At 42.2% G+C, this 17,926-nt stretch carries 14 protein-coding genes and 1 pseudogene; 6 read left to right on the forward strand and 9 right to left on the reverse strand.

What is annotated here, in order from left to right:
* Nucleotides 1-96: 96 nt before the first annotated feature.
* A complete protein-coding gene (locus myaer_RS11645; RefSeq protein ID WP_046662209.1) occupies nucleotides 97-516 on the reverse strand; it encodes a putative toxin-antitoxin system toxin component, PIN family in 420 nt (139 codons plus the stop codon).
* Nucleotides 513-881 carry a ribbon-helix-helix domain-containing protein gene (locus myaer_RS11650; protein ID WP_046662210.1) on the reverse strand — a complete coding sequence of 123 codons (369 nt, stop codon included), beginning with the start codon at nucleotides 879-881 and terminating at the stop codon, nucleotides 513-515. The genes myaer_RS11645 and myaer_RS11650 overlap by 4 nt, the downstream gene beginning before the upstream one ends.
* Nucleotides 882-1,249: 368 nt before the next feature.
* Here myaer_RS11650 and myaer_RS22685 point away from each other — a divergent pair.
* From myaer_RS22685 to adhE, 3 genes and pseudogenes are all read left to right on the forward strand, one after another.
* Nucleotides 1,250-1,348 (forward strand): annotated as a pseudogene (locus myaer_RS22685) (type II restriction endonuclease); the annotation flags it as partial.
* 317 nt (nucleotides 1,349-1,665) lie between these two features.
* Nucleotides 1,666-5,388 carry a DUF7149 domain-containing protein gene (locus myaer_RS11670; protein WP_046662213.1) on the forward strand — a complete coding sequence of 1,241 codons (3,723 nt, stop codon included), beginning with the start codon at nucleotides 1,666-1,668 and terminating at the stop codon, nucleotides 5,386-5,388.
* A gap of 334 nt (nucleotides 5,389-5,722) precedes the next feature.
* Nucleotides 5,723-8,389: a bifunctional acetaldehyde-CoA/alcohol dehydrogenase gene (gene adhE / locus myaer_RS11675; protein WP_046663725.1), complete on the forward strand. Its 2,667-nt coding sequence runs from the start codon at nucleotides 5,723-5,725 to the stop codon at nucleotides 8,387-8,389.
* A 125-nt stretch (nucleotides 8,390-8,514) separates the two neighbouring features.
* On the opposite strand, the gene gloB is transcribed toward adhE, so the two are convergent.
* Nucleotides 8,515-9,288: a hydroxyacylglutathione hydrolase gene (gene gloB / locus myaer_RS11680; protein ID WP_046662214.1), complete on the reverse strand. Its 774-nt coding sequence runs from the start codon at nucleotides 9,286-9,288 to the stop codon at nucleotides 8,515-8,517.
* A 163-nt stretch (nucleotides 9,289-9,451) separates the two neighbouring features.
* On the opposite strand from gloB, the gene myaer_RS11685 reads away from it, so the two are divergent.
* Together myaer_RS11685 and myaer_RS11690 are read left to right on the forward strand one after the other, a co-directional pair.
* Nucleotides 9,452-10,009 (forward strand): Panacea domain-containing protein, encoded by a 558-nt coding sequence (locus myaer_RS11685; protein WP_046662215.1) that lies wholly within the window; start codon nucleotides 9,452-9,454, stop codon nucleotides 10,007-10,009.
* Nucleotides 10,002-10,391, forward strand: a complete 390-nt coding sequence (locus myaer_RS11690) for a hypothetical protein (protein WP_008200532.1) — start codon at nucleotides 10,002-10,004, stop codon at nucleotides 10,389-10,391. Before myaer_RS11685 ends, myaer_RS11690 begins: the two co-directional genes overlap by 8 nt.
* A 35-nt stretch (nucleotides 10,392-10,426) precedes the next feature.
* On the opposite strand, the gene myaer_RS11695 is transcribed toward myaer_RS11690, so the two are convergent.
* Complete coding sequence (locus myaer_RS11695; RefSeq protein ID WP_046662216.1) at nucleotides 10,427-12,277, reverse strand: polysaccharide deacetylase family protein; 1,851 nt, start codon at nucleotides 12,275-12,277, stop codon at nucleotides 10,427-10,429.
* Between the two features lie 462 nt (nucleotides 12,278-12,739).
* Between myaer_RS11695 and myaer_RS11700 the strand changes: the two genes are divergently transcribed.
* A complete protein-coding gene (locus myaer_RS11700; RefSeq protein WP_002747854.1) occupies nucleotides 12,740-13,891 on the forward strand; it encodes an NAD-dependent epimerase/dehydratase family protein in 1,152 nt (383 codons plus the stop codon).
* A gap of 101 nt (nucleotides 13,892-13,992) precedes the next feature.
* Here the strand turns inward: myaer_RS11700 and myaer_RS11705 are convergent, their stop codons facing one another.
* From myaer_RS11705 to hpsN, 5 genes are all read right to left on the reverse strand, one after another.
* The gene (locus tag myaer_RS11705; RefSeq protein WP_046662217.1) at nucleotides 13,993-14,493 is read right to left on the reverse strand and encodes a Spy/CpxP family protein refolding chaperone; all 501 of its coding nucleotides are present in this window, start codon (nucleotides 14,491-14,493) and stop codon (nucleotides 13,993-13,995) included.
* Between the two features lie 20 nt (nucleotides 14,494-14,513).
* The gene (locus myaer_RS11710; RefSeq protein WP_046662218.1) at nucleotides 14,514-14,888 is read right to left on the reverse strand and encodes a hypothetical protein; all 375 of its coding nucleotides are present in this window, start codon (nucleotides 14,886-14,888) and stop codon (nucleotides 14,514-14,516) included.
* Nucleotides 14,888-15,472, reverse strand: a complete 585-nt coding sequence (locus myaer_RS11715; protein ID WP_046662219.1) for a sigma-70 family RNA polymerase sigma factor — start codon at nucleotides 15,470-15,472, stop codon at nucleotides 14,888-14,890. The genes myaer_RS11710 and myaer_RS11715 overlap by 1 nt, the downstream gene beginning before the upstream one ends.
* A 195-nt stretch (nucleotides 15,473-15,667) precedes the next feature.
* On the reverse strand, nucleotides 15,668-16,837 hold the full coding sequence (gene hpsO / locus myaer_RS11720; protein ID WP_046662220.1) for a hormogonium polysaccharide biosynthesis glycosyltransferase HpsO: 1,170 nt from the start codon (nucleotides 16,835-16,837) through the stop codon (nucleotides 15,668-15,670).
* Nucleotides 16,834-17,829 carry a hormogonium polysaccharide biosynthesis glycosyltransferase HpsN gene (gene hpsN / locus myaer_RS11725; protein ID WP_046662221.1) on the reverse strand — a complete coding sequence of 332 codons (996 nt, stop codon included), beginning with the start codon at nucleotides 17,827-17,829 and terminating at the stop codon, nucleotides 16,834-16,836. Before hpsN ends, hpsO begins: the two co-directional genes overlap by 4 nt.
* Between the last annotated feature and the right edge of the window lie 97 nt (nucleotides 17,830-17,926).

Consider the following 17,926-nt stretch of genomic DNA (forward strand, 5'->3'; position numbering starts at 1 on the left):
CCTTTGAAGGTTTTTTCTCTGAGTTGTTTCACCTCGTTGATTTTGCCTTGTAGGTTATCAAGATAAGTGAAGATTTCTTATTCTAAATCCCCACTTTCACTCATATTCACCCTCACCTATAAACAAATCATAAAACAAAGAAACCGAAATAATAACCGTTTGTTCTAATTCTATCATCTCCTCAAAATCCCGATCACCAGTAATCAAAAAATCCGCCTCACTAACCCTTGCTAAAGCGATAAACTTAGCATCTTTGGCATCTCTGGCAAAATCTACAGTAACATTAACTTCTATTACTTTAGGAATCGTTTCAATTTTATCAAGCCATTCCTGTCTTACTTCATCAGTTAACTTTAATTTCCGTCTATTTAAAACTTCTCGATATTCGGTTAAAATTTCCTGAGAAACTATCCAATCAATATCAGAATGGTCACTAATAAATTGAACAATCTCTCTCGGTTTTCTTCCTTTTAAAACTGCAGAAACAAGAATGTTAGTATCAACAATAACCTTCATTCTCCTCTCCGATAAGCTTCAATTTCGGCGGCTATTTCTTCTTCTGTAATATCTTGAATACCCGGAATTGCTTGAGTTTTATTAAATAAATTCCTTAATTCCTGACTTAACCTTACTCTTTCAGGATCAATCGGTTTGTCCTTATTTTGTTCCCGTTCTTTTCGATACTTCCTAATCTTTTCTTTTAATAAGGCTTTTGCGGATTCTCTCCCTTTAACATAATCGGGTAATATAATTTCATCCTCCTGTTCTTCTAATAGCTGAAACGCTTTAGAGATAACCTCTTGAGGGGTATTATATTTACCAGTTTTCAGTTGTCTTTCTAAAAACTGTTCCTGTTCAGGGGTTAACGTAATTTGTATCATAATTACCAAATAGTTTGAAGATTAGATAAAGCTTGAATATAGCAGAAACCTTAATCTGACCCTGATGCCTAACAACATTTTCTTTATCCTGATTTAAAACCCCCTTAATCTCAGCCATCAACCCCCTGATTCTTGCATCCTTTTTCATAATAGCACTCAGCAACTGTTCGGGGGGTAAATGTTCAAAATCTTCCAGGAACTGGGGAAGTGGGGAAATTTTCAGAAAAACCCTTGACAAATGGCGAGACTTGCTTTAGACTTTTTAGATAATGGGAATCCGTGCGCAAATATATATATAGTTTTTGAGCGAAGATAAGAGAGAAAAAAATAGACCCCAAAATCGGGTTGAGCAGGAAGAGGATAAAGGTATGAAGACAGAAAATTTCTCTCCCCGACAAGCATTAAACAAAGCATTTCTGAGAGTCAAACCGAGTCGTAGTCAGGTAGAGAAGTTTCAAACCCACCTGACTGGAAAGAGGGTGTGGGGTGTAGGGTGTGGGGTGTAGGGAAGGAAACCTCTTTCATCTGTGGGGGTGAAAATTTTTTCATCGGGACTAACTACAATTCTTAGGGAGTATAAACGAGACAGAATCCAAAGCTGACTGCTGATGGATATAAAATCGGCTCGATTTTTTTCTAAAAACCCTTGACAAATGACGAGACTTGCTTTAGACTTTTTAGATAATGGGAATCCGTGCGCAAATATATATATAGTTTTTGAGCAAAGATAAGAGAGAAAAAAATAGACTCCAAAATCGGGTTGAGTAGGAATAGGGATAAAGGTATGAAGACAGAAAATTTCTCTCCCCGACAAGCATTAAACAAAGCATTTCTGAGAGTCAAACCGAGTCGTAGTCAGGTGGAGAAGTTTCAAACCCACCTAGAACAACTTTTGGGGAGTATAAACGAGACAGAATCCGAGGAGTTCCATAAAAACCTGCTTGCAGACTTTCTCAAACACAGCTACTATAGTCCCCAACATTTCATCAACACCAAGGGAAGGAATGATTTAGTCATCCATAATGGGAAAGAATCGCGGGATTCCGTGGGGGTAATACTGGAAGTCAAGAAACCCAGCAATAAAAGCGAGATGCTGCGGAGAGACAAACTCAACTGTAAAGCATTACAGGAATTACTCCTCTACTTCCTACGGGAAAGAATAACCGAGAAAAACCTAGAGATAAAACACCTGATTGCTACCAATATATATGAGTGGTTTATCTTCGATGGGAATATCTTCGAGAGACTATTCGCACAAAATCAGGAACTTGTCAGACAGTTTAATGACTTTGAGACGGGGAGACTAACGGGAAAAACCACCGACTTCTTCTACAAACAGATAGGGGAACCCTTCCTGAACTCCATACTCGATTCCCTGACATACACCCATTTTGACTTGCGGGAATACTCCCAAACCATCCGGGAAGACGAACATAACCTTATCAGTCTCTATAAAATCTTTTCTCCCGAACACCTCTTAAAACTCCCCTTTGCGAACGATAGCAACAGTCTCGACAAAAACTTTTATAGTGAACTGCTGCATATCATCGGATTGACAGAGATAAAAGAGGGAGGAAAAAAACTCATCCAACGTCTGCAACCGGCAGCGCGACAACCCGGTTCGCTGCTAGAGAACGCTATCAGTCAAGTGGAGAGTTTAGATAAAATCTCTCGTTTACCCAATCCCGAAGAATTTGGGGAGACGGAAGAGGAGAGACTATTGAATATCGGTTTAGAGTTGGGGATAACCTGGATAAATAGAATCCTCTTCCTCAAACTATTAGAAGCGCAGATAATTAGGTATCATCGGGGGGATAAATCCCTAGGGTTTCTCAATTTAGGCAAAATTGCCAACTATGACGACTTAAATCGCTTATTTTTCAGCGTTTTGGCCAAAAAACAGACAGAAAGAAGCAAAGACATCCAGAATACCCATACTCAGGTTCCCTATCTCAACAGTTCCCTATTTGAACCGACAGACTTAGAACAGTCAACCATAGTCATCAGTAACCTGCGTTCGGAGAATATAGAGATTTTTGCAGGAACAGTCTTAAAGGATAGTCAGGGGAAAAAGCGAACAGGAGAAATCAACGCTTTAGCATACCTATTTGAGTTTCTCAATGCCTACGATTTTAGCAGCGAAGGTGGGGAAGCGATACAGGAGGATAATAAGACTCTTATCAATGCGTCAGTGTTGGGATTAATCTTCGAGAAAATCAACGGATATAAGGATGGTTCCTTTTTCACCCCCGGTTTCATCACTATGTATATGTGTCGGGAAACGATTCGACGCGCAGTAATAGAGAAATTTAACCAGAGTCAGGGATGGGATTGTCAGACAATCGAGGATGTGTATAACCGCATCAAAGACAAAACGGCAGCCAATGCTATTATCAATAGTCTCAAAATTTGTGATCCTGCGGTGGGTTCGGGACATTTTCTTGTTTCTGCTTTGAACGAGATAATCGCGATTAAGAGTGAGTTACAGATTTTATTGGATAAAGAGGGTAAAACTCTCAGGGATTATCGGGTTGAGGTGGTGAACGATGAGTTAATCGTCACCGATGATGACGGTAATCTGTTTGAATATAATCCCCGCAACCGAGAAAGTCAGCGAGTACAGGAGACTTTATTTCAGGAAAAACAGCGTCTGATTGAGGGGTGTCTCTTTGGAGTTGATATCAATCCCAACTCGGTGAAAATCTGTCGGTTGCGTTTATGGATTGAGTTACTCAAGAATGCTTACTACAAAGCAGATAACGAGTTAGAGACGTTACCGAATATCGATATTAATATCAAGGTTGGCAATTCTCTGATTAGTCGCTTTGGGTTATCCAATGATTTACAAGTCTTTTCCCGCAAAAGTCGTTTAAGTATCGAGAGTTATAAGGATGCGGTGAGAGTCTATCGCAACGCGGAGGATAAGTCGCAAAAGCGTGAGATGGAGAGATTGATAAGCGAGATTAAGAGTAGTTTTCGTCAGACTTTACAGTTAGATGAACCTCTGAAAAAGCGCTTGCGGGGTTTGGAAACGGATTTATATAGTCTAGAGAATCAAATTTTGTTATTTGAGGAGTCACCCAAGGAAAAGAAAGCGCGGGAAAGGAAGATTATTCAGTTAAGGAATGAGATTGATAAGTTACGTCCGCAACTAGAGGAGATTGAAAGCGGTAAGATTTATCATAATGCTTTTGAATGGCGCTTCGAGTTCCCCGAAGTCCTAGATGATAAGGGGAATTTTATCGGTTTTGATGTCATTATAGGTAATCCTCCTTGGGGAGCAAAAATAGATAATAAACATCTAACCAAAATAAAAGAGAAAAATTCCGATATTATCGTGAGAATGATAGATTCTTTCATGTTTTTTGTTAATTTGACATTCTCCATTAAATCGCAATATGGTCTTATCTGTCAAATTATCCCCGATGTTATTCTCTATCAAGTTGATAATGAAAAATTACGAGAGAAAATTTTTAAAACCCATCAATTAGAGATAGCTTTTAATCTGGGAGATAGAATTTTTGAAGATGTTGCTAGACCATGTTGTATTATACTTCTGACATCGAAATTTACTAATATATCTTGGGTGGGAGAATATCAAAAATCTTCTGATGATAGTGTTAATAGTCTCAGTCACAATTTATTAATACCAATAGAGACATCTTTTTTTAAAACAATTCCTAATCAAGTCATTACTACTAAAAACCTAATTGGATACAAAATTATCAATAGATATAATAAAATTAAACTTAGAGACTTAATAGATCAAGATGGAATTCAAAGAGGAGTCAGTCCTGATTTAAAAGAAGCTTTTATTGTTGATAAAAAAAATATCGATAAATTCCATCTGGAGCAAAATTTTATTTTTCCTACTATTACTGGTGGGAGGGATTTAAATAAATACTTGATCTCAGATATTGATAAAAAGATTATCTATACTAAAAAAACGGATGATCCTCAATTAATACCGCAAATAATTGAGTATTTAAAATCTTTTAAAGAGCGAATAACTTGTGTAGAAGTTAAAGAAAATAAACATCCTTTTTGGTCTTTGCACCGTCCCAGAAACCAAGAAATTTTTCTAAAACCAGAAAAAATTATTGGTGTGATTACTGGAGATAAAATTATTGTTGCTTTGGATAACAATCAAATATTTCCAACGGATGGACTATACTTAATGTCCAGTAGCGGAAGATTATCCAATAAATTTTTATTAGGAGTTTTAAACTCAAAAATCATTACTTATTTTTATCGATTATTGTCAATGGAAGTTAATCGTACTTTAGCTCAAATAAAGCCAACAATTTTAGAAGAAGTACCGATTGAAACACATCCTGAAACCTTAGTAAAAAAAATTGAAATTAAAGTCGATCAAATTCTCACGGCTAAAAAATCTAATCCCAAAGCTGACACCAGCGAGTTAGAAAAAGAGATTGACAAAATAGTGTATGAATTGTATGGATTAAGTGAGGAAGAAATCAGGATAATAGAGGGGGAAATAAAATAAATATAAATGTAGGGTGTGTTAGCGAAGCGTAACGCACCCAAAAGCATCCCAAAGGACTAAAAAAAATTTGATCCCCCTAAATCCCCCTTAAAAAGGGGGACTTAAATTTGATACATTCGTTCTCATGATAAATTCTGTTTTTAATAGTATGATGAACTCCCAATCGAACTTTAAAACCCATCTCCCCACTTCCCCATACCTATTACCTATAATTATTAGTATTCTATAATACCAATGCTTAGGAAACTATAAAGAAAATCCCAAGATTGAGCGAGTACCTTGGCAAAAAAAGCTATAATAGAATAAAATGCCTAATTTTTTCAACAAAATTGTTATGATAGTTACCAATAGACAAGAGCTAGAAGAACTGATACAACAGGTAAAAAAAGCTCAACAACAATTTGCCAACTATAACCAAGAACAAGTAGATCTTATCTTCAAAAAAGCCGCATTAGCAGCCAACAACGCTCGCATTCCCCTAGCTAAAATGGCAGTACAAGAGACAGGGATGGGAGTAATAGAAGATAAAGTGATTAAAAACCATTTTGCCTCAGAAATCATCTACAACAAATATAAACACAGCAAAACCTGCGGCATTATCGAAGAAGATAAATCCTTTGGATTGCAAAAAATCGCCGAACCCGTGGGCATTTTAGCGGGGATCGTACCCACTACAAATCCCACCTCCACAGCCATTTTTAAAGCCCTAATTGCCCTGAAAACCCGCAACGGCATCATTTTTTCCCCCCATCCGCGAGCCAAAGACTGCACCATCGCAGCGGCCAAAATAGTCTTAGAAGCGGCCGTCAAAGCAGGCGCACCGGCCGGTATTATTGGTTGGATCGATCAGCCATCGGTGGAACTTTCCCAAGCATTAATGCAACATCCCAGCATTAATTTAATCCTTGCTACCGGCGGTCCCGGTATGGTAAAAGCGGCCTATTCTTCCGGAAGACCTTCCCTAGGAGTCGGTGCCGGCAATACCCCCGCTTTAGTGGACGAAACTGCTCACATAAAAATGGCCGTTTCCTCGATTATTCTCAGTAAAACCTTCGATAACGGCATGATTTGCGCCTCGGAACAATCGGTAATCGTTGTCGATAGCATCTATGAAGAAGTTCGACAGGAATTTATTGATCGCGGGGCCTATCTTCTTTCCCCCGAAGAAAGGGAAAAAGTCGCCGGGATTCTCCTCAAAGATGGTCATATCAACCCCGATATCGTCGGACAACCGGTAGAAAAATTAGCCACCATGGCCGGAATTTCCGTTCCCGAAGATACCCGCTTACTAATCGGAGAAGTAGAAAATATTGGCTTAGAAGAACCATTTTCCTACGAAAAACTCTCGCCAATTTTAGCCATGTACCGAGCGAAAGACTTTGAAGATGGGGTAAAAAAAGCCGAAAAACTGGTCTTATTTGCCGGTCGAGGTCATACGGCCGTGCTTTATACCGCACCCTCCAATCGGGAACATATTAAGCACTTTCAAGACAACGTACAAACGGCCCGGGTATTAATTAATACCCCTTCCTCCCAGGGTGCGATTGGTGATATCTATAACTTCCGTCTCGATCCTAGTTTAACCCTCGGTTGTGGCACTTGGGGCGGTAATTCCATCAGCGAAAACGTCGAACCTACCCACCTATTAAATATTAAAACCGTAGCCGAGCGCCGGGAAAATATGCTTTGGTTCCGAGTACCACCAAAAGTATATTTTAAATACGGGTCATTACCGATCGCTATTCGGGAATTAGCCGGCAAAAAACGGGCCTTTATTGTCACCGATAAACCTCTTTTCGACCTAGGAGTTACCGCACCTTTACAGGAAATTTTAGAAGAAATCGGCATCACGATTAATATCTTTTATGATGTGGAACCCGATCCTTCCCTAGAAACCGTCGAACGGGGGTTAAATGTAATTAATACCTTCAATCCCGATGTAATTATCGCTATCGGTGGCGGTTCCCCCATGGATGCCGCTAAAATCATGTGGCTACTCTACGAGCATCCAGAGATAGAATTCGAGAGCTTGGCCATGCGTTTTATGGATATCCGCAAACGAGTCTATGAATTGCCCCCTTTAGGTGAAAAAGCTCTCATGGTGTGTATTCCCACCACTTCGGGAACAGGATCGGAAGTGACTCCCTTCGCCGTCGTCACCGATCGCCGTAATAATATTAAGTATCCTCTGGCAGATTATGCCCTAACTCCCAGCATGGCAATTGTCGATCCGGAATTAGTGCTAAATATGCCGAAAAAATTAACAGCCTACGGCGGAATTGACGCTTTAACTCACGCTCTTGAGGCCTACGTCTCGGTTTTAGCCTCAGAATATACCAATGCTCTTGCTCAAGATGCCATCCGACTGCTGTTTAAATACTTGCCCAGTTCCTATCATAACGGAGCTAAAGACCCGAAAGCGCGGGAAAAAGTCCATTACGCGGCGACTATGGCAGGAATGGCCTTCGCTAATGGCTTTTTAGGCATCTGTCACTCCATGGCCCACCAATTAGGGGCAATTTTCCATATTCCCCACGGTCTAGCCAATGCCTTGATGATTTCCCACGTCATCCTCTATAATGCCACCGATGCCCCCTTTAAACAGGCTACCTTCTCTCAGTACAAATATCCTAACGTGAAGTGGCGCTATGCCAGAATCGCTCATTCCTTGGGATTGGGAGGAGAAAGCGAGACCGAAAGTGTGGAAAGATTGGTATTAGCGATCGAATGTTTAAAACGGGAAATCGGTATTCCGGCCAGTATTAAAGAGGTAATTCCCGAAACTGAAGCCGAATTTATGGCCAAATTAGACCATTTAGCCGAACAAGCTTTCGATGATCAGTGTACCGGAGCCAATCCCCGTTATCCCCTGATTGAGGACTTAAAAACCCTGTTAATCCAAGCTTATCACGGCAATTTGCCCCTAGAGGTGGCGGTAAATGGTCACGGTGAGGTCAGTCTTGCCGATTTGAAGTTAGAGCCGCAACCGTTGAGCTTGTAGGGATAGATTTTGCCTTTGATTCCCCCTACCCCCTGTAGGGTTGATTCATGAATCAACCCTACTTCTTGCCTTTTGCCTATTGCCTTTTGCCTTTCTTCACTGGGAAATTTATTTTGCAGGACTACTTAAAAATTATCTTTTTTCCCCCGCAGCCGTGCAAACACTTGTATTGGTTCGCTGCTATCCATGGTCATGGCCAAAGCGGGACTATCCCAACGCAAAAAAGGATTAGTCAGCTTTTCCGTCCCCAAAATTGCCGGAATCGTGGGAATATCTTCAGCGCGATGTTTTTCCACTTCCCGATAACGCTGCTGCAAAGCAGCATTATTAGGGTCAACTGTCAAGGCAAACTTTAAATTATTTAACGTATATTCGTGAGCGCACCAAACCCTAGTCTGGTCAGGCAGCGATCGCAATTTAGTTAAAGAAGCCACCATTTGGCCCGGTGTTCCCTCAAATAAACGACCACAACCCCCCGAAAACAGGGTATCACCACAGAATAACTCGCCGTAATCTCCGGGGTTAACCGGGGGAAAATAATAGGCAATATGAGCGCGAGTGTGGCCGGGGACAAAGAAAACCTCGGCCCGGCGACCGGCAAATTCCACCCGGTCCCCCTCCTCTAAAAACAGCTGCTGGCCCGGAATGCGACCGCGATCCTCCTTTCCCCCATAAACACAAAGATGGGGATAACGATTAATTAAAGCCTGATTAGCCCCCACATGGTCGCCGTGGTGATGGGTATTAAAAATAGCGACTAAATCCACCTGTAAAGCCTCTAATCGCCTGAAAACGGGTTCAGGTTCCGCCGGATCCACCACGGCCGCGATTTTTTGTGCCGGATCGTAGAGGAGGAAAATATAATTATCGGAAAGGGCGTTAAGACGTTCGATCTCCATGGTAGAATTTTGGGCTAAGGTTTAACTCGATCATACCTATAGCAGCATCTTTGAGAAATCAGGCTAGAAACCTCAACCACTGGGACAAAATCTTAAATATGGCCGATGTAGAATAATAACTATAATAAAAGTGTCATAAAAAAGCAGTGAATTTATAGTAGTTATGACGATCAAATTTCGGTTTCATCCAGAGAAAGCAGTTGAAGCCGCTGCTATACTCTTAAAGCTGCACGGCAAACCGATGAAGTATTTAGGGTTGCTGAAAATGCTCTATATAGCTGACCGTCTTGCTTTAAAAACCATGGATCAACCAATTACTGGGGATAGATATGTATCAATGGATTATGGACCGGTTCTCAGGGGTGTTTATGATTTGATTAAAGGACAGCCCGTGGACTCTGCTTTACCCCTGTGGTCGAAATATATTTCTCCCCGGGATTCTAATTATGTTGACCTGCTGCAATATCCCGGCAATGAAGAACTCTGTGAAGAAGAAGAAATGATTCTTAAACAGGTTTACAAGACTTTTGGCCATCTCAATCCCTTTCTTGTAGCCGAATGGACTCACGATTTACCAGAATGGAAGGATCCCCATGGTTCGGCTATTCCAATTTTAGTGGAGGATGTTTTGCGATCTATGGGTAAAACGGAGGAGGAAATCGAAGATATTAGCCAAGAAGCCCAGCGAGAAGCCTATTTAGATGGAGCTTTACATGGCTAGTCTGGTAGTCAAGCTGGGGGATGCCTTTTTAATCGATACACCCCCTAATAAGCAACATCTCTATATTGCGATCGCAAAGACTTCTGAAAATAGATATTTATTTGTCAATGTTACAACTCGAAGAAGCAGTTCGGAAGCTACTTGTGTGCTTTTGCCCGGCCTTGGTGTCCCGAATTTTATCGTCTGTGAATCCGTGATTGCCTATCAATTTGCCCGGGAGATGGATGCCACGGAATTAGCCAGTTTAATCACTGCGGGTAGTCCGATTCCAAAAGGCTCCTGTTCAGCCACAATTCTCGCACAGATTCAGCAAGGTGGTCTAGTTTCTCGACGACTGAAAAACAAGTACAAAATTGCTCTTAGAGCTTTCTTAGATACATAGCTTCAGCCGTTTTCTGGTTAACAAGTTTTTGTCCCCTAACTCCCCGCAGGACAGGAATCGGCGAAAATTACGCAGGGAATCCCCACATGACTAACGGGAACAATATAGGGTTCTGTGGGGGGAAATAAAGCGACAACGTGGGGAACGGGACGGGGAGTATAATGCACTTGCGACTGGCCCCGATAAGCGAGGGAGGTGCTTGCTCCTGAATCCAACATCACCGCCTCCCGAAAGCCTGCCTGTACTAATAATTCTCCCAAAGCCATGGAATCGATCGGCTCTCGGGAAACCCCGATTACTGGCTGTCCTGCCTGATTAATCCCCCAAAAAGCCCGGTGACGCAGGGCATCAAAACCGTAAAGTGTACCAAAGGATTCTCGGGATTGTGGTTGTCCATCTTTGACTAACCAAGCGGCCGCGACAAAAGCATCCGTCACCTTGAGATCATCTCCAGCCTCCGCTGCGATTCCTTCTAGGGTATTATGACGGGCAGGATCAAAAGGAAGATAACGCACCCATTGATCAGTAATGATTACTAAAGGACGACCCTCTAACTTGCCGATTTCCCCTTCATATCCCGGGATAAAGCCGCCATTTTCGCTTAAAACCGGCCCGATCATCTGATTTGAGTCCAATTCCTTGAGAGAGAAAAAACCGCCATCTACAGCCGCGATCGCTTCTGTGCCAGCGATAATTTCCTCCACTTGATAACGACTATCAGCGTGAATAGTTTTGGGAATCCCGCCACTAATCAGAACAAGTGTATTAGTTGGGAATTCCACTTCCCGTTTTTGGATGGTGGTGGCAAAGTTAAAACCGCCATCGGTACGGGGTAAGGGATCACCTCCCCAAGCTTGCGGGACAACTTCCCTAGTGCGCGATTGCCCAAAGCGTCCAATCGTGAGTAAATCGGGGGATTGGCCAGCAAAATGCTCATCGAGGTCATTCATCGATAAAGCCGCCCGATAACCCGCTTTTTTGACGAATTCCTTCACTCGATCGTCCGCCTTCCCTTCCGGATAGGTAAAATAATTAATCGGAATACCCAATTCTTTTTCTAAGATTTGTTTCGATTGCTTGACTTCTTGCTCCAAATCTGCATCGGACAATAACCTTAAATCCCGGGGATGACTAACACTATGGGAGACAATCTGTACTAGAGGATCGGCGGCCATTTCCTGGAGTTGTTGCCAAGTGACACTGGTTCGGCCGGTTTTTTGAGTCATTTTATTGATATAAATCGAGAAAACGGCGGGATAGTTATATTTTCTCAATAAAGGATAGACATACTGGTAATGTCCCCCATAACCATCATCAAAAGTCAATAAAACCGGTTTAGCGGGAAGGGGGATACCTGTCCGCAGATGGGAAATTAACCAATCGATACTGATCGGAGTTGCCCCGATTTCCTGCAAAAATTGAAAATGTGCCTCTAATTCGCCTGGGGTAACGTCAAAAAATACCTCTTTTTCTGGTAAAATGTCGTGATACATTAAAATCGGTACTTTAGTTCCTTGAGCGCGGGGATGAATTTCCGGCCAGGGGGCTAATTCGATCGCTGTTGTCGAGTTATTTAGCCAATTATCGAGACTAATATCGTTTTTTTGGAGAGATAGGGAAAAAATCACTCGATCTGATAAGTTTTTATAGGTTTTACAATCAAAAATTCTCGATATATCCTTAAAAGAACTATTTTCTCGGACATAATCCGCGCATTCCGGTTGAAACTCCCTAAAAGGTGCGGGGAGAGAATCACCCCCCACCAGAGCATTAGAACGAGGATAGAGAGAAATTGCCCAAATAATCAGACAAACGACGATAAATGCCAAAAATCCGTATAGGGGAAGGAAAGAAAAGGAAGATTTTTGCCGAGCTTGCCAACGCATAAGATCAAGTAATAAAGTAAAAAGTAAAAAGTAAAAAAGCAGATAGGCCCTGAGTTACCGAAAAAACTGCCTTTTATCTAGATTTTTGGCTTTTGTTTTCTCGTCAGCAAAGCCCACTGATTACAAGCTGAGTTTCCCCATAATCCGCTCCCTTGTCAAGTTTTCTAGAACACCCTCATCAGTTATCAGTTATCAGTTATCAGTGAGCAGTGAGCAGTGAGCAGTGAGCAGATTTGAGTTTTCAGTGGACAGTGGTAATCAGTGAGCAGTTGTCAATAGACTACCTTTATTGATTCTCCTTATTTCCCCACACCCTACACCCCACACCCTACACCCCACACCCCACACCCCACACCCCATCACCCCACACCCCTCCTATGTTCACGCGGACTAAGTTGGTAAAGCGTGACACAAAACTGCTAGAGTTAGCAAAGACGAGTATATAAACTTTACAGATATTGTATGAGAGTTTTGGTTATTGGCGGAGACGGCTATTGTGGTTGGGCAACGGCACTCCATCTATCAAATAGAGGTTACGAAGTAGGCATACTTGATAGTTTAGTTCGTCGCTATTGGGACTTACAATTAGGCTGCGATACCTTAACACCGATCGCACCCATATCTCATCGGATTCAACGCTGGCAAGATCTGACGGGAAAATCGATCGATCTTTTTGTCGGGGATATCAATAACTACGACTTTCTGATTCAATCCCTGCGACAGTTTCAACCAGACACCATTGTTCACTTCGGAGAACAGAGATCTGCACCCTTCTCCATGATCGATCGCGAACACGCGGTTTTAACCCAAGTTAATAACGTTGTTGGCAATTTAAACATCCTCTACGCGATGAAAGAGGAATTTCCCGAAGCGCACCTAGTGAAACTGGGAACGATGGGTGAGTATGGTACACCGAATATAGATATTGAAGAAGGCTACATCACGATCGAACATAACGGTCGTAAGGATACTTTACCCTATCCCAAACAGCCTGGTAGTATGTACCATCTCAGCAAAGTCCATGATAGCCATAATATCCATTTTGCCTGTCGGATGTGGGGTTTAAAAGCCACGGATCTCAATCAAGGGGTGGTTTATGGAGTCCTCACCGAAGAAACGGGAATGGATGAGATGTTAATTAACCGTCTCGATTACGATGGGGTTTTTGGTACTGCTTTAAACCGTTTTTGTATTCAAGCGGCGATCGGTCATCCCCTGACAGTGTACGGTAAAGGTGGACAAACGCGAGGATTTTTAGATATCCGCGATACCGTGCGTTGTTTGGAATTAGCGATCGCCAATCCCGCTCAATCGGGGGAATTCCGCGTTTTTAACCAATTTACCGAACTGTTCAGCGTCGGTGACTTGGCACTGATGGTGAAAAAAGCTGGTTCCGCGTTAGGGTTAAATGTGGAGATTAACAATCTTGACAACCCGCGCATCGAGTTAGAGGAACATTATTTTAACGCTAAAAACACGAAATTACTCGATCTAGGCCTACAACCTCACTATCTCTCCGATTCTCTCCTCGATTCCCTCCTAAACTTCGCCACCAAGTATAAAAATCGGGTAGATATGAATCATATCCTACCAAAAGTCACTTGGAAACGATAATTTATTAGTAAATGATAAGTCGAGGATGGGTTACTTGCCCATCCTTTCCTTTTTTCTAATGTATCGGAATCAAACTCGATCTTAATCGGCACTGATGAGAATTATGGTCGTCCGCAATTGGGGAAATTAGGGCAACGTTCCCGCATTAACTGGGAAAATTCCGTTCTTTGAGCGGGAGTTAAGACTTGGCGAATTTCCAAAAAACTTTCAAATTGCAGGTTACTCATTTCTTGGCGATTGCGAGAGATTTGCTGATGTTTAGCACGGATATCTCGATCGGAAGCATTATTCGATAATAAACTATTTAATTCTTGTTCGTTGTTTCTAATGGTTTCTCGCAACTTTTTGGTTTTTTCCTGATATTTCTGACGAATAGCGGCAATTTTCGACTTTTGGTCATCGCTAAGGTTTAATTGTTCGATTAGTCTTTCTCGAGAATTATTCATCCCACGGGGACGACTCTCAGGACGCTGGGGAGAGCCAGTTTGAGCAGTGAATAGACGATCCTGGGGATAGGATAGCACAGTGGCAGTTGGGACTAGGTTAGCCGCCAGAGTTAAAGCCATGGTCGTGCCGAGAATCGAGAGAGTAGAAAGGGACATAATTGACCTCGACCAAGAAATTAAGGATTATAGGTAGAATAGGTGAGTTGAGGCTCGTTTAAGCTCATCCAAGGCGAACTATAAACGCTAGGAGCAGCCATCGGTGGAGCGATGCTATGGTTCCAACTCTCCACTAAAAAAGCTTCTAACTCCTCATCGGAAATTTGGCCTAGTTGTGGATGAGGATGAGACCAACGATAGGAAGCAAAAATCAGCGCCGATAAGGCAGTAATACCAGTTATCCACCCCAATAAAGGCAGCAATTTTGGGCAAGTTACCGGCCTTTCTCCCTTAATCATTTGCATTAACTGTTCTTCTTGATCTATCGGTCGAGGTGGCAGCGATGGACGATAGCGACGCAGAAAATTAACTACTTTCTCATCTTCCGGGGACATTAGAGAACTCCTTGTTTTTGCAAAAATTGACCCATGGTTTTACGCGCATAATGAAGACGTGATTTCACCGTACCGAGGGGAATTTCTAAGATTTGGGCGATTTCCTTTTGGGGTAAGTCCTCTAGATCGTGAAGGACAAGGACAGCGCGATGTTCTAAACTGAGAATTTCTAACCCTTGCTGGACCACCTCCTCATAATGCAATTGCATCAAATCAGGACTATCTTGGGGACGGGATTCACTATCAAGGGGGTTTTCCTCATCAGTGCTTTTGGCCATCCTCATTTGTCTTTTGGCTAATTGTCGCCGACCATCGATCGCCACATTGCAAGTAATCCGATAAACCCAAGTGGAAAAGTATTCAGGTGAACGCAATTTCGGCAACCCGTGCCACACTCTTAAAAATACCTCTTGGACAAAATCCTCTAGGAATTCCCTTCCACAGAGTTGATAGAGAGTAGAGCGGATTTTTGGTTGATAAAGACGGTAAAGGTGACGAAAAGCACCCCTATCACCCCTTTGACATTTCAAGATTAACTCTCGATCGCTCACACTTGTTTGCTTCTCGGTTATCACCTCGATCATTCCCCTCACCCCTAGCTACTTGTCCCTTTAGACTAGGGGGTGTCAAGAATGGTTCATAACCAGTGATCAGTTATCAGTGATCAGTTATCAGCTTTTTTCTCCCCACACCCCACACCCCACACCCCACACCCCACACCCCACACCCCACACCCCACACCCCACACCCCACACCCCACACCCCACACCCCACTTCCATCACCGAGGGAGTAATTGTTGATAGAAATCCAATTGTTTTTGAGCGAGGGCTTTATTAGTATAATTGGTCATTACTCTCTGATAACCCCTCTGGCCTAATTCTTGAGCGAAGCTGGGATTATCTAAGAGAGTTTGTATCGATTTAGCCAGTGCATCCCCATCTTTTTCGGGAAAAATTAGACCTGTATCGGCAATAACAAAGGGAATTTCTCCCGAATCAGAACCAATAACAGGAACCTGACAGGCCATGGCTTCAATTAAGACATGACCGAATTGTTCTTTCCAACCGACGGCCGTTAAGGTTTTGACCTGATAGGTGGTTTCTGACGGCAAAACTAAAGTGTTCATCAGGTTAAGATAATTAACTACTTGATCGTGGGGAACACTTTCCACTATCATCAAGCGCTCGCTTATTCCTGCGGCTGTAGCTTCGCTGACTATTTTATCTTTCAGGATTCCCCGACCTAACAGTAATAATTTCCACTTACCTGTTAATTTAGCTACAGCTTTAATCAGCGTTAGAATGCCTTTCTCTTCCACAAAACGACCGATAAAACCAATCACAAATTCATCACTTTCAATACCTAAAGATCGAGCTAAATCGGGTTGCTTGCTGGGGGAAAAAAGAACTTCATCCACGCCTAATTGTGGTAAAACGGTGTATTTACCCCTGTAACCCCGTTCTTTTAAAACATCTACCCCGTCCTGATTACCAGCGATTAAACCATCGGTATTTTTCAGGTTATAAGCTTCTAACCAAGAGATGGGAAATTTAGGAGTATAGGGAAGATTCCACCAAGTAAAAAATACATTTTTAGCCCTAATATTTAAGAGACGATTCAGAGTAATAAATTGAGCATAAGCGAGAGATTTAGAACCCTGTTCCACTTGAATAATATCGGGTCTAATTTTTTTTAATAAAGGAATTATATCAGTGCCAAAAGTTAATAAAGCTTGGTTATTTTGGCTAAAATTAGAGATAGGAATAACTCGGAAATTGTCGGCTATTTTCGGTTGACTTTCAATGATTTTATTTTGGACTCCTCCCGGTTGCCAACGTTGGGGAACAACAATAGTAACTTCAATATTGGGATTTAATCTTGTCAGGGAGCGCAGTTTCTCACAGTTGAGATCAACTATATATGTATGACTAGCGACTAAAATTCTCATAGATTATCTAGTTTTGTATAAATTTGGCCATCATTCCAGAGGGACTTAACTTGAGTTTTCAAAGCATCCAGAAAACCTAAACTATAAAAAATTCCCCTAGAAAGGATTTTAATCGGGGAACCACCTTTATTACAGGGAGGATTGCCAAGAACGTGACAATCAAATAATTTAGCGTAGAGTCGCAATTGTTGAGCGAGAGTGAGATTTTTCAGAGCCATCAGAAAGTGATTATGATAAAAAGTCGTCTGATAACTCAGAGAACGAGTGCTAATATCATGACAGCCGCCGGTTTCTTCCCCTAAATGAACCAGATAAGCGGTGGGAGCGTACCAGACATGATAGGGAGTCTGGCGTAACCTTAAGCAAAAATCCGATTCCTCGCGCACGGCACTGCCACGAAAGCGTTCATCGAACCAAATGCCGTATTTCGTAAATATATCCTTCCGGAAAGACATATTACAGCCCCGGGCCGAGATTACCTGCTGGGGTTTAGTGGTGTGAACAAGGTCGATGTAATACCAAGCAATGCCCGGATCCATGGCTTGGGGGGGTAAAAAGTCGATTTCGTAGGGTTTGCTGGTATCTGTCCCCATTTTTTGGGAGTCACCCAATTTCATGCGATCGAATACCCGACCGGCCACTACACCTATCTCAGGGTTCTTGACAAAATTCTCACTATGTGCCTTGAGATAATTATCCGGGAGCCGCACATCATCATCGATAAAAAGAACGATATCGCCTTGAGCGCGACGGACTCCATAATTTCTAGCACCGGGTAAACTCGCCCAATCCAGCCGATACCAGCTAATTTTGTGCTGATTAGCCAGATTTTCTAGATAGGATTGTATTTCGGGGCTGTGGGTAGCGGTTTGGTCGATAACTAATACCTCAAAATCGGGGTAATCTTGTTTGAGTAGGTCATCGAGGGTATCTTTAAGGGGTTCTTCGCGTCGATAGGTGGGTATGATGACAGAAATCGAGGGAAAATTCATAGCAGTAAACAGTAATCAGTGATCAGTAAACAGTAATCAGTAATCAGTGATCGGTAAACAGTAAAAAGACAGTAGGAAACTTCTCTTTAATACTGCA

It is taken from the genome of Microcystis aeruginosa NIES-2549 (genome assembly GCF_000981785.2).
In the GTDB taxonomy this organism is placed as follows: Bacteria; Cyanobacteriota; Cyanobacteriia; order Cyanobacteriales; family Microcystaceae; genus Microcystis; species Microcystis aeruginosa_C.

Excerpts from the sequence above, each read along its gene's own strand:
- myaer_RS11645 (WP_046662209.1), bottom strand. The coding sequence starts at position 516 with ATGAAGGTTATTGTTGATACTAACATTCTTGTTTCTGCAGTTTTAAAA.
- myaer_RS11650 (WP_046662210.1), bottom strand. The coding sequence starts at position 881 with ATGATACAAATTACGTTAACCCCTGAACAGGAACAGTTTTTAGAAAGA.
- myaer_RS11670 (WP_046662213.1), top strand. The coding sequence starts at position 1,666 with ATGAAGACAGAAAATTTCTCTCCCCGACAAGCATTAAACAAAGCATTT.
- adhE (WP_046663725.1), top strand. The coding sequence starts at position 5,723 with ATGATAGTTACCAATAGACAAGAGCTAGAAGAACTGATACAACAGGTA.
- gloB (WP_046662214.1), bottom strand. The coding sequence starts at position 9,288 with ATGGAGATCGAACGTCTTAACGCCCTTTCCGATAATTATATTTTCCTC.
- myaer_RS11685 (WP_046662215.1), top strand. The coding sequence starts at position 9,452 with ATGACGATCAAATTTCGGTTTCATCCAGAGAAAGCAGTTGAAGCCGCT.
- myaer_RS11690 (WP_008200532.1), top strand. The coding sequence starts at position 10,002 with ATGGCTAGTCTGGTAGTCAAGCTGGGGGATGCCTTTTTAATCGATACA.
- myaer_RS11695 (WP_046662216.1), bottom strand. The coding sequence starts at position 12,277 with ATGCGTTGGCAAGCTCGGCAAAAATCTTCCTTTTCTTTCCTTCCCCTA.
- myaer_RS11700 (WP_002747854.1), top strand. The coding sequence starts at position 12,740 with ATGAGAGTTTTGGTTATTGGCGGAGACGGCTATTGTGGTTGGGCAACG.
- myaer_RS11705 (WP_046662217.1), bottom strand. The coding sequence starts at position 14,493 with ATGTCCCTTTCTACTCTCTCGATTCTCGGCACGACCATGGCTTTAACT.
- myaer_RS11710 (WP_046662218.1), bottom strand. The coding sequence starts at position 14,888 with ATGTCCCCGGAAGATGAGAAAGTAGTTAATTTTCTGCGTCGCTATCGT.
- myaer_RS11715 (WP_046662219.1), bottom strand. The coding sequence starts at position 15,472 with ATGATCGAGGTGATAACCGAGAAGCAAACAAGTGTGAGCGATCGAGAG.
- hpsO (WP_046662220.1), bottom strand. The coding sequence starts at position 16,837 with ATGAGAATTTTAGTCGCTAGTCATACATATATAGTTGATCTCAACTGT.
- hpsN (WP_046662221.1), bottom strand. The coding sequence starts at position 17,829 with ATGAATTTTCCCTCGATTTCTGTCATCATACCCACCTATCGACGCGAA.